General features: G+C 68.0%; 11 protein-coding genes. 4 read left to right on the top strand and 7 right to left on the bottom strand.

The features are described from left to right. Positions 1-174: 174 nt before the first annotated feature. Complete coding sequence (locus OJI97_RS06325; protein ID WP_297662166.1) at positions 175-882, bottom strand: response regulator transcription factor; 708 nt, start codon at positions 880-882, stop codon at positions 175-177. A gap of 65 nt (positions 883-947) precedes the next feature. Here OJI97_RS06325 and OJI97_RS06320 point away from each other — a divergent pair, with 65 nt between their 5' ends. Next, the gene (locus OJI97_RS06320) at positions 948-2,480 is read left to right on the top strand and encodes a class I adenylate-forming enzyme family protein (RefSeq protein ID WP_297662165.1); all 1,533 of its coding nucleotides are present in this window, start codon (positions 948-950) and stop codon (positions 2,478-2,480) included. A 434-nt stretch (positions 2,481-2,914) separates the two neighbouring features. On the opposite strand, the gene OJI97_RS06315 is transcribed toward OJI97_RS06320, so the two are convergent. The 6 genes from OJI97_RS06315 to crtY form a co-directional block, all read right to left on the bottom strand. Next, positions 2,915-3,433, bottom strand: coding sequence for an ATP-binding protein (locus tag OJI97_RS06315; protein WP_297662162.1), 519 nt, complete (start codon positions 3,431-3,433; stop codon positions 2,915-2,917). Then, complete coding sequence (pnuC, locus tag OJI97_RS06310) at positions 3,430-3,999, bottom strand: nicotinamide riboside transporter PnuC (protein ID WP_297662161.1); 570 nt, start codon at positions 3,997-3,999, stop codon at positions 3,430-3,432. Before pnuC ends, OJI97_RS06315 begins: the two co-directional genes overlap by 4 nt. Further along, a complete protein-coding gene (locus tag OJI97_RS06305; RefSeq protein ID WP_297662159.1) occupies positions 3,996-4,958 on the bottom strand; it encodes a phytoene/squalene synthase family protein in 963 nt (320 codons plus the stop codon). The genes pnuC and OJI97_RS06305 overlap by 4 nt, the downstream gene beginning before the upstream one ends. Further along, entirely contained in the window at positions 4,958-5,539 is a 582-nt protein-coding gene (locus OJI97_RS06300; RefSeq protein ID WP_297662157.1) for a TIGR00730 family Rossman fold protein, read from the bottom strand. Before OJI97_RS06300 ends, OJI97_RS06305 begins: the two co-directional genes overlap by 1 nt. 89 nt (positions 5,540-5,628) lie before the next feature. After that, positions 5,629-7,104 (bottom strand): phytoene desaturase, encoded by a 1,476-nt coding sequence (locus tag OJI97_RS06295; RefSeq protein ID WP_297662155.1) that lies wholly within the window; start codon positions 7,102-7,104, stop codon positions 5,629-5,631. Then, entirely contained in the window at positions 7,101-8,258 is a 1,158-nt protein-coding gene (crtY, locus tag OJI97_RS06290; RefSeq protein WP_297662153.1) for a lycopene beta-cyclase CrtY, read from the bottom strand. Before crtY ends, OJI97_RS06295 begins: the two co-directional genes overlap by 4 nt. Positions 8,259-8,551: 293 nt before the next feature. Here crtY and OJI97_RS06285 point away from each other — a divergent pair, with 293 nt between their 5' ends. From OJI97_RS06285 to OJI97_RS06275, 3 genes are read left to right on the top strand one after another with little or no spacing between them, the layout of a single operon-like run. Then, on the top strand, positions 8,552-9,091 hold the full coding sequence (locus tag OJI97_RS06285; RefSeq protein WP_297662151.1) for a GNAT family N-acetyltransferase: 540 nt from the start codon (positions 8,552-8,554) through the stop codon (positions 9,089-9,091). Then, positions 9,088-9,846 (top strand): sterol desaturase family protein, encoded by a 759-nt coding sequence (locus OJI97_RS06280; RefSeq protein WP_297662149.1) that lies wholly within the window; start codon positions 9,088-9,090, stop codon positions 9,844-9,846. The genes OJI97_RS06285 and OJI97_RS06280 overlap by 4 nt, the downstream gene beginning before the upstream one ends. Next, positions 9,794-10,201, top strand: a complete 408-nt coding sequence (locus tag OJI97_RS06275; RefSeq protein ID WP_367184754.1) for a DUF2141 domain-containing protein — start codon at positions 9,794-9,796, stop codon at positions 10,199-10,201. The genes OJI97_RS06280 and OJI97_RS06275 overlap by 53 nt, the downstream gene beginning before the upstream one ends. Positions 10,202-10,317 lie beyond the last annotated feature (116 nt).

The following is a 10,317-nucleotide window of genomic DNA, read 5'->3' as shown; positions in this document are numbered from 1 at the left end:
ATTTTTCTGGTTTCACGCAAAGGCGCAAAGGCGCGAAGAAGAAAGGGCGTTACCTGCGGTCTTGGGATACAGCGCTACCGCGCTGGTTGTTCGTTTCGCTGGGTTCCCGCTTGCGCGGGAATGACGAAGTGGGGAAATCATCCATAGCGAGAAAGATTCCCGCCGTTCGCCCCGCTAATCCGGCCGCGAGCGCAGCGTATAGCCGTGGCCCTTTACCGTGCGCAGCATCGGCCAGGCGAAATCGCGGTCCACCTTGGCGCGCAGCCGCGACATATGCACCTCGACCCGGTTGGTTCCGGGGTCGAAGTCGATCCGCCACACCGCCTTGAGCAGCGCCGAGCGCGACAGCGGCCGGTCGGGAACGCGCGCGAGGTTGGCGAGCAGGTCGAACTCGCGCAGCGGCAGGCGGATCAGCCGCCCCGCGCGCTCGACGCGCCGGTCGATCAGGTCGATGCGAAGCTCGCCTTCGCCGAGTTGCCCCGCCGCGAGGCGGCTGCGGCGGATGAGGCTGGCGATACGCGCGAGCAGTTCAGGGAGATTGTCGGTCCAGCCGGCCGCATCGTCGGCGCCGCCGGTGAGCGCGGTCATCCGGTCATCGAGCGAATCGCGGTCCGACAGGACAAGCAGCGGACGGCGCCCGGCGATGCTGCGCGCGAGCCGGACGAACGCGGACGGCTCCTGCCAGCCCAGAAAGGGATTGATCGCCAGAAGGTCGAAGCAGCAATCGAGCCAGGGCCGGAGCCCGCCGGTGGGCGCGGGCAGAATATGCGCGCGATGCCCCGCCGCCGTTACGGAATCGAACAAAGCCCGGTCGCGCAGCGGATGATAGACGGCAACCAGCGGCGCCCTGCCATCATCCGCCGCCGTGCCGATCGCTTCCATTCGCGTCTCCCCCGATCCGCCATGCGCGGCATTGCGCCGCGCCTCCGCTGTGCTAACCCCGGGTCATGACCAGTGCCACCTTGCTCGAAGCCGACTTCGCCACCCTGCCCGATCTCGTCCGCGCTTATGCGGCCGAACGTCCCGATGCCATAGCCGCCGCCGACCCGGCGCGGCGGCTGAGCTGGTCCGAACTGGACGCAACGATCGACCGGATCGCGGCGCGGCTGCAGGCCGATGGCTTCGCCAAGGGCGACCGCACCGCGATCGCCGGGCTGAACAGCGTCGAACAGATGGCGGTGATCCTCGGCACGCTGCGCGCCGGCGGGGTCGCGGGCCTGATCACCAACAGCGCGACCGGCGAACAGATGGCGGCGATGATCGCCGACACCGGCGCGCGGCACCTGTTCCTCGACAGCGCCGCGGCCGCGAGCCTCGAAGGGCAGACCGTCACCGCGCGCGACCGTATCGCGATGGACGGCAGCGGCGTCGGCGTGGCGCTGGACGAGTGGATGGCGCCCGCGGGCACGGCGCCCGAGCCGGTCGCCATCGATCCGCTCGACGGGTTCAACATCATCTATTCGTCGGGCACCACCGGCACGCCGAAAGGCATCGTCCACAGCCACGCGATGCGCTGGCAGCATATCCAGCGCGGGGTTCCGGCCTATGGGCCGAAGGCGGTGACGATCCTGTCGACCCCGCTCTATTCGAACACGACGATGGCGAGCTTCCTCCCCACGGTCGGATCGGGCGGGCAGGTCGTGCTGATGAAGAAGTTCGACGCGCGCGGCTTCCTCGAACTCGCGGAGCGCGAGCGCGCGACCAACACGATGCTGGTGCCGGTGCAATATCGGCGGATCATGGCGCTCGAAGATTTCGAGCGCTTCGACCTGTCGAGCTTCATCATGAAATATTGCACCTCGGCGCCCTTCCCCGCCGCGCTCAAGGCCGACGTGCTGAAGCGCTGGCCCGGCGGGCTCGTCGAAATCTACGGCATGACCGAGGGCGGCGCGGCGTTCATCCTGGAGGCGCATCAATTCCCCGACAAGCTCCACACCGTCGGCAAGCCCGCGCCCGGCCATGTCGCCAAGGTGATCGACGAAGAAGGCAACGAGCTGCCGCAAGGATCGGTCGGCGAAGTCGTCGGCCGCTCGCCGGCGATGATGACCGGCTACAACAACCGCCCCGACGCGACGAAGGCGATGCACTGGCACGACGCCGAGGGAAACCTCTTCTACCGCCACGGCGACATCGGCCGCATCGACGAGGACGGCTTCCTGACCCTGATGGACCGCGCCAAGGACATGATCATCTCGGGCGGCTTCAACATCTTTCCGAGCGACCTCGAAGCGATATTGAACGCCGACGAGCGCGTCGTCGAAGCGACCGTCGTCGGGATGCCGAGCGAGGAATGGGGCGAGACGCCGGTGGCGTTCGTCGTGCTGAGGGATAGCGCCGACGCCGAAGCGGTGCGCGCCGACTGCAACGCCAAGGTCGGCAAGACCCAGCGGCTGAGCGCGATCAAGGTGGTGCAGGAACTGCCACGCAGCGCAATCGGCAAGGTGCTGAAGCGCGAATTGCGCGATGCCTATGCGGGGTGAATGGCGGGTAGCGGGCGGAAGCGGGCATTATGGAGACGAGGCCATTCACTACAACCGCTCCACAACGGGGCAATCGGTGTAATCTCCATCCGTCCTGTCATCCGTGGGCACAGCCAAGTAGCAGACGCCTCCGCCCGGCTTTGACAATCGCCCGACGCAGAATTGTACTTGCTCTTCGGCGGGAACCCCCAGCCTATTCATCACTCGCCTCTTTTCAGCGTCACCGTCTATGACGCCGTAGCCCACGTCCGTCAGATATTGGCGGCAGCTTAGTTCACCTGCTTCGCTCGGATCGCCGGTCGCGGAACAGCCCGCAAGGGCGAGCACAGATATGGACGCCGCAATCCTCATTCGTATTCCCTCCTCCGCTTTCTGTAGATCAGCGTTTCCATGGCGGTTTACCGCCCCAAAGCCGGCCCTCAGCCGTCCTCCTATTACGTCAGCCCCGCCGCCTTCACCGCCGCCAGCGCGCTTGCCAGCCGCGCGTCGCCGTCCCCCTCGACCCACGCCCACGGCAGCTTTCGCCGGTCGAGTTCGCCGAGCGCGACGTCCATGAACTGGCGGCGCGCGAGGTCGCTGCCGAAGAGGCGGGTGCCGTCCTCCTGCCACGGCAGGTCCATCGCGGGGACGAGATAGAGGTCGGCGGTGTCGGTCCACGCGTCGATTTCGGGCAGGCGGCGGCCGAGCAGCATGATCGCCCACGCCTGCGTCATCAGCGGGTCGGTGTCCGAGACCAGCCATTCGGGCTTTTGCGCCAGCGCCGCCTCGGTCGCCGCGACATGGCCGTGGAAAATCGCGAGCAACGCGGCCTCGTCGAACTCGGTGCCGTTCGCCTCGGCCCAGGTGCGGCCATATTCGGGGACGACCGGCGCGCCGAGGCGCGCGGCAAGGCGCGGCGCGAGCGTCGACTTGCCGGTGCTTTCGGCGCCGTGGAGGCAGAGGTGGCGGGTCATGCGGGCGCCGCCCCCGCCGCGGCGGCGCGGCGCCACTGGATCAGCCCGTCGATCGACAGGCCGAGCAGCACGACATAGACCGCGCTGGTCGCATAGAGGCCGCGCCACGCGAACAGGGGCACCGCGATCAGGTCGACGAAGATCCAGAGGAACCAGCTTTCGACGCGGCGGCGCGCGAGCAGCCATTGCGCGGTGATGCTGGCCATCGCGATCGCGCCGTCGATCCACGGCGCCGCCGCGTCGGTATAGCGATGCATCGCGGCGCTCCAGCCGACCCACGCGGCGACCGTCGCGCCGCCCCAGACCCAGCGCGCGCGCGTGTTCAGCCAGCCGACGGGAATGCCGCTGTCCTGCCGCGCGCGGACCCAGGCGAACAGGCCGTAGAGGTTGAGCACGAGGAAAAAGCCCTGAAGCAACATGTCGCTGTAGAGCTTCGCTTCATAGAAGACGAAGGCGTAGAGCGTCACCGCGACGAGGGCGAAGGGATAGTTCCAGACGCTGCGCAGCGCGACGAGCGCGACGTTGATCAGCACGAGCGCCGCCGCCAGCCACTCGATCTGGCTCATGCCGGCGCCTCCTCATGGCGCGGCCGCGTCCACAGCCCGTCGCGGCTGATCCGCCGCTGCGGCGGGCGGCGGAGCACCGACCAGCCGGCGCGCAGGGTCCAGCCGAGCTTGGCGGGAAGCGAGGTCGCAGCGCGGTGATCCCAGGCATGGTCGCCGCGCGCCCTGACCTCGCGCACGATGTCGCCATAGATGCCCGCCGCCGCGAGCACCGCCCAGCGGCTGCGCGGGCCGAGCTTGCGCGCGCCCCAGCGCGCCGACGCCTCGTAATCCGCCGCCATCTCCGACAGCCATTTCGCCATCACCGCAAGGCGCGGGCGAAAGGCGGGGTGCATGTGCTGTCCGGGCGGAATGTCGAGCTCGACCATCCATTCGACCGGCAGGTAGCAGCGGTCGGCCGCCGCGTCCTCGGCAATGTCGCGCGCGATATTGGCGAGCTGGAAGGACATGCCGAGGTCCGACGCGCGATCGAGCGTCGTCTCGTCCCTGGGGTCGATTCCCATCACCAGCGCCATCGCGACCCCCACCGCGCCCGCGACATGATAGCAATAGCGGAGCAGATCGGTCTCGCTGCGCGGCCGCCAATCGTCAGCGTCGAGTTCGAAGCCAGCGATGATGTCGTCGATGACTGCACGCGGTATATCGACCTCCGTCAGCAGCAGACCGAGCGCGTCGAAGGCGGGATCGCCCGTGGGTTCGCCGGCATAGGCGCGGTCGGTCAGCGCGCGGATCGTCGAGATCGTGGCCGTGGCATCGTGCCCCGGCACCATCGCGCCGCCATGGTCCTGCCCGTCGGTCAGGTCGTCGGCGGCGCGGCACCAGGCATAGAGCAGCCACACGCGCTCGCGGGTGACGCGGTCGAACAGCCGGCTGGCGAGCGCGAAACTCTTCGAGCCCTTCGCGATGCTGTCGTGCGCAAAGCCGTGCAGGGCCTGTGCGTCATAGCCCCCCGCATCGGTCATTACAGATCGTCGGCCTTCATCGCGAAGATCGGTTCGTGCGGCTGATAGGCCGCCATCTTGTCGAGCAGTTCGTCGAGCCCGGCGTCGACGATCATGATCCCGGCGTGCGCGGGGCGGATGAAGCCGACCTCGATCATGCGGCGATTGAAGGCGATCAGGTCGTTGTAGAAGCCCGCCGCGTTGAGCAAGCCCACGGGCTTCGCATGATAGCCGAGCTGCGCCCAGCTGATCGCTTCCCATAATTCGTCCATCGTGCCGACGCCGCCGGGGATGGTGAGGAAACCGTCGCTGAGGTCGGTGAACATCTTCTTGCGCTCGTGCATCCCCGAAACGACATGGAGTTCGGTGACGCCGCGGTGCGCGACCTCGGTCCCGACGAGCGCATCGGGGATCACCCCGATCACCTCGCCGCCCGCCTCCAGCGCACTGTCGGCGACCGCGCCCATCAGTCCGAGCCGGCCGCCGCCATAGACGACGCCGATGCCGCGCGTCGCGAGCGTGCGACCGACGTGGCGCGCGGTTTCGATATAGATCGGATCGTCGGGGGTCGCGGACCCGCAATAGACGGCAAGGCGTTTCATCTCGTCACTCTGTTCCTGTTCGTCGCCCCCGCGAAGGCGGGGGTCCAGCTGGATTCCCGCCTTCGCGGGAATGATGGGAAAGTAAAGGGCTAGCGGCTTTCCAGCATCAGCGTCGCCGTCGCCTTCGCGCTTCCGACCACCCCCGGAATCCCCGCACCGGGATGCGTCCCCGCGCCGACGAAGTAAAGATTCGAAATCCGGTCGTCGCGATTATGCGCGCGAAAATACGCGCTCTGCCGCAGCAGGGGTTCGAGGCTGAAGGCGCTGCCGAGATGCGCCGACAGGTCGCGGCCGAAATCGGCGGGCGTATAATGGAAGCGGGTGACGAGATGGGCGCGGAGGCCCGGCAGGACGCGGCGCTCGACCTCCTCCAATATCGCATCGGCGAAGCGCGCGCCGAACGCGCCGTCCCAATCGGCCTGCGCCTTGCCGAGATGCGCGACGGGGGCGAGTGCGTAAAAGGTCGCATGGCCTTCGAGCGCCATGCTGCGATCGGTCGCGCTCGGATGATGCAGGTAGAGCGAGAAGTCCTCGGGCACGACGCCGCCGTATATGTCGCGCAGCAGTCCCTTGTAGCGCGGACCGAACAATATGCTGTGATGCGCGATGCCGGGATAATCGCCCTTCACCCCGAAATGGACGACGAACAGCGAGGGCGACCAGCGCCTCCGCGCAAGGCCGCGCGCGACTCTGGCCCCGCGCGGGTGCCCGGCGAGCAGGTCGCGATAACTGTGCATCAGGTCGCCGTTGCACGCCACCATATCGGCCTCGCCTTGCCAGCCGCCAGCCGTTGCGACCCCCGTCGCGCGGTCGCCCGCCGTCTCGATCGCCGTCACGGGATCGCCGAGGCGCAAAGTGCCGCCCAGCCGCTCGAACAGTCGCACCATCCCCGCCACCAGCGCATTGGTCCCGCCGCGCGCCCACCAGACGCCGCCTTGCTTCTCGATCGTGTGGATCAGCGCATAGATGGCGCTCGTCGTCATCGGATTGCCGCCGACGAGCAAGGTGTGGAACGACAGCGCCTGCCGCAGCCTTTCGTCCTTCACATAGGAGGAAACGACCGCATAGACGCTGCGCCATGCCCGATATTTCATCAGCGCGGGCGCCGCACGGACCATCGACGCGAAGTCGAGGAAAGCGACCGCGCCGAGCTTCACATAGCCCTGCTCGTAGACCCCGCGCGAATAGCTCAGGAAGCGTTCGTAGCCCGCGACGTCGGCAGGGTTCAGCTTCGCGATTTCGGCGCGGAGCGCGGCCTCGTCGTTCGCATAGTCGAAGCGCGAGCCGTCGGGCCAGTCGAGCCGGTAGAAGGGCATCACCGGCATCAGGTCGACGTCGCGCGCCATGTCCTGCCCGCTCAGCGCCCAAAGCTCGCGCAGGCACGGCGGATCGGTGATCACCGTCGGCCCGGCGTCGAAGGTGAAGCCGTCGCGGGTCCAATGCCAGGCGCGCCCGCCGGGCTTGTCGCGCGCCTCGACGATCGTCGTTGCGACGCCCGCCGACTGGAGCCGGATCGCGAGCGCGAGCCCGCCGAAGCCCGCGCCGATGACGATCGCACGCGTCATCGCCAATCCAGCTTCGCCAGCGCGGCAAGCGCTTTTCCGACCGGCACCGGCGGCTTGCCCGACAGGATGCGCAGCTTGTCCCCTGCGGTCGACGCCCCGGCGTAAAAGCGCGCGATCAGACCGGGAGAGAGACGGTAGAAGCGCTCGAAGATGCGATAGCGCTCCGCGGGCGCCGCGGCGCGGAACAGCATCGCGCCGAGCATCCGGTAGAAGCGCTGGCGCCGCCACACCGCGGCCGCCTCGCGGCGCAGCACCGCCGCGAGATCGGGCCGGTCGACCAGCACCGGAAGCGCCGCCGCGCTCCGCACCGCCTCAGCGAGCGAATAGCCGGTGGTCGCGTGGAAACGCCCTGCCCGCACCCCGATCCGCGCGACGCCGTCGTCTTCGGGCCAGAGCGTGTCGAAATCGCCCGCCATCACCACGGGCAGCCATCCCGTCTCCTCGCGCTCGACGCCGGTGACAGGCCAGCCGCGCGCGTCCGCATAGGTCGCGATCCGGTCGCGCACCGCCGCGACGTCGAGCGCCGCGTCGTCGCTGTAATATGTGTCCTCGACGAAGACGGTCTCCGCATCGAACGGCAGGCAATAGACGAAGCGATAGCCGCCGATCTGTTCGACCGTCGCGTCCATCACGACCGGCCGCGGGAGCCCGTGCCCGCCCTCGATCCGCAGCGCCTGCCCGACAAATTTCTGCCAGCCGCAATCGATACCGATGAGGTCGCCGACCCCGCGCGCGTCGATGACATGGCGCGCGCCGAGCCGGGTGCCGTCGTCGAAGCCGACCGCCTGCGGCGCGAGCAGGATCGCCGACTTGGCGATCAGCCGTCCGGCGGGCAGCGCCGCGGCGACCGCTTCGGCGAGCGCTTCGCCGGTGATGCTGTTATAGGCCATCGAAAGATCGCGCCGATAGGCGGGGAAAGCGACGGCATAGCCGTCCCAGTGGTGGCCGATCAGCGGTTCGACCAGCCAGCGGTCGCGGGCCGCAACGTCGGCGTCGAAGAAGGACCAGACATGATTGCCGCCGACCGCGCCGGGCTCGATCAGCCGGACGTCGAGGCCGGGCCGCCGCCGCGCCAGCGCCAGCGCCGCAAGCCCGCCCGCAAGCCCGCCGCCGACGATGGCGATGTCGCAGGAAACGGGTTCGGGCGGGATCATGCGCCATGCCTAGCGGACCGGGGGAAGCGGGGGAAGCGGGCCTTGCGCACGGGTTCCTCCGAAAAGGCCAATCCCCCCAGGGCGGTGACATGGTTTGAATGGCAAGCCGTGATTTTGCCTTTTCGTCACCCCGGACTTGATCCGGGGTCCCGCTTTTCCACGTTGCAGAGCGGGACCCCGGATCAAGTCCGGGGTGACGAGCAAGGAAATCGGGTTCTTCAAAATCAAACTACGCCGCCGCCCTGCCCCGAGCGAAGGTGACAAGCGGATTCGCTTCCGGCAAAACGCGCCCCATGCCCGACGCGCCCGCCTTTACCATCACCCCCGCGACGCCTGACGATGCGAAGCCGGTGGCCGCCATCTATGCCTATCATGTCGCGCACGGCACCGCGACCTATGACATCGAACCGCGCAGCGCGCTCGCCACCGCGGGGCTGATTTCCGAGCATCGGGCGAAGGGCTGGCCCTTTCTGGTCGCGCGCGGCGCCGACGGCGCGATCGCGGGTTATGCCTATGCCAGCCAGTTCCGCGACCGCCCGGCCTATGCCTGGACGTGCGAGGACAGCATCTATATCGATCCCGCGCATCAGGGGCGCGGGATCGGCCGCGCGCTGCTCGAAGCCCTGCTGATGGCGGCGGAGGCGACCGGCTTTCGCACGATGATCGCGGTGATCGGCGGCGCCGAACCCGCGTCGGTCGCGCTTCACGCGCGCTGCGGCTTCGCCCTTGCCGGCCGGCTCGACGCGAGCGGATGGAAGCATGGGCGCTGGCTCGATACGGTCTTAATGCAGCGCGCGCTCGGCGCAGGCGCCGCCAGCCCGCCGCCCGAATGAGCGCCGCCGCCGCCATCGCGCTGTCGGCGCTTGCAATGACGGCGATCGTCGGGGGGCGCTATCTTATCAGCAGCGGCGCTTTCGCCTTCGCCACGCGGCTGAAGCATCCCGGCCTCTATCGCGGGCTCGAGGCCCAGATGCGGCGCGAGATCGGCTGGAGCCTGGCCAGCGCCGCGATCTACGGCGCGCCCGCGGGCATCGTCGCCTGGGGATGGCAGGCGCACGGCTGGACGCGCATCTACAGCGATATCCACGCCTTTCCGCTCTGGTATCTGCCCGCCAGCCTCTTCGCCTATCTGCTGATCCACGACGCCTGGTTCTATTGGACGCATCGGCTGATGCACCGGCCGTGGCTGTTCCGCATCGCGCACGCGGTCCATCACCAAAGCCGTCCGCCGACTGCGTGGGCGGCGATGAGCTTTCACCCCGTCGAGGCGATCAGCGGCGCGATCGTCATTCCGGCGCTGGTATTTTTCATCCCGATCCATGTCGCGGTGCTGGGGCTGGTGCTGACGATCATGACGGTGATGGGCGTCGGCAACCATATGGGGTGGGAGATGTTTCCGCGCGCGCTGGTCCATGGACCGGCGGGGCGATGGCTGATAACCGCGACGCATCACGAGGCGCATCACGCGGCCTATCGGGGAAATTATGGCCTCTATTTCCGTTTCTGGGACAAGGCGTGCGGCACGGATATCGGGCTTGGCGCTTTTGCCGCTGCTGCTGACGGCCGCGAGCGCCCCGCCGACGGTTGAGGTCAGCATCACCGGGCTGCGCAATGCCAAGGGGCAGATACTCGTCTGCCTGACGACCAATCCCAAAGCCTTTCCCGATTGCAGCAAGGACAAGGCGTCGGTGCGCATGGCGGTGAAGACCGCCGACGCGGGCGATTTCCTGATCCACGCGCCAGCGGTTGGCACCTACGCGATCGCGGTCGTCCACGACGAGAACGGCAACAACAAGATGGACGTCGCGATCTTCCTGCCCAAGGAAGGCTTCGGCTTTTCGCGCAACCCGGCGATCACGGTCGGTCCGCCGAGCTTCAAATCGGCGAGTTTCGCGGTGACGGGCGACATGCGGCAGTCGATCAAGATGAAATATATGCTTTAGGCGGCGCCCGAAGCAATTTGGAGAGTGAGGGCCGAACTCCCCTGTCTTCGTCATTCCCGCAAAAGCGGGAACCCAGTGTGGGGTCAGCCGACGCACGCTCTGGGTTCCCGCTTTCG

Source organism: Sphingopyxis sp. (assembly GCF_025869345.1).
Taxonomy (GTDB): Bacteria; Pseudomonadota; Alphaproteobacteria; order Sphingomonadales; family Sphingomonadaceae; genus Sphingopyxis.
This window is presented reverse-complemented; position numbering and strand designations above follow the sequence as displayed.

Coding starts and splice junctions, on each gene's coding strand:
- OJI97_RS06280 (WP_297662149.1), top strand. CDS start 9,088: ATGAGCGCCGCCGCCGCCATCGCGCTGTCGGCGCTTGCAATGACGGCG.
- OJI97_RS06285 (WP_297662151.1), top strand. CDS start 8,552: ATGCCCGACGCGCCCGCCTTTACCATCACCCCCGCGACGCCTGACGAT.
- pnuC (WP_297662161.1), bottom strand. CDS start 3,999: ATGAGCCAGATCGAGTGGCTGGCGGCGGCGCTCGTGCTGATCAACGTC.
- crtY (WP_297662153.1), bottom strand. CDS start 8,258: ATGATCCCGCCCGAACCCGTTTCCTGCGACATCGCCATCGTCGGCGGC.
- OJI97_RS06305 (WP_297662159.1), bottom strand. CDS start 4,958: ATGACCGATGCGGGGGGCTATGACGCACAGGCCCTGCACGGCTTTGCG.
- OJI97_RS06320 (WP_297662165.1), top strand. CDS start 948: ATGACCAGTGCCACCTTGCTCGAAGCCGACTTCGCCACCCTGCCCGAT.
- OJI97_RS06315 (WP_297662162.1), bottom strand. CDS start 3,433: ATGACCCGCCACCTCTGCCTCCACGGCGCCGAAAGCACCGGCAAGTCG.
- OJI97_RS06300 (WP_297662157.1), bottom strand. CDS start 5,539: ATGAAACGCCTTGCCGTCTATTGCGGGTCCGCGACCCCCGACGATCCG.
- OJI97_RS06295 (WP_297662155.1), bottom strand. CDS start 7,104: ATGACGCGTGCGATCGTCATCGGCGCGGGCTTCGGCGGGCTCGCGCTC.
- OJI97_RS06325 (WP_297662166.1), bottom strand. CDS start 882: ATGGAAGCGATCGGCACGGCGGCGGATGATGGCAGGGCGCCGCTGGTT.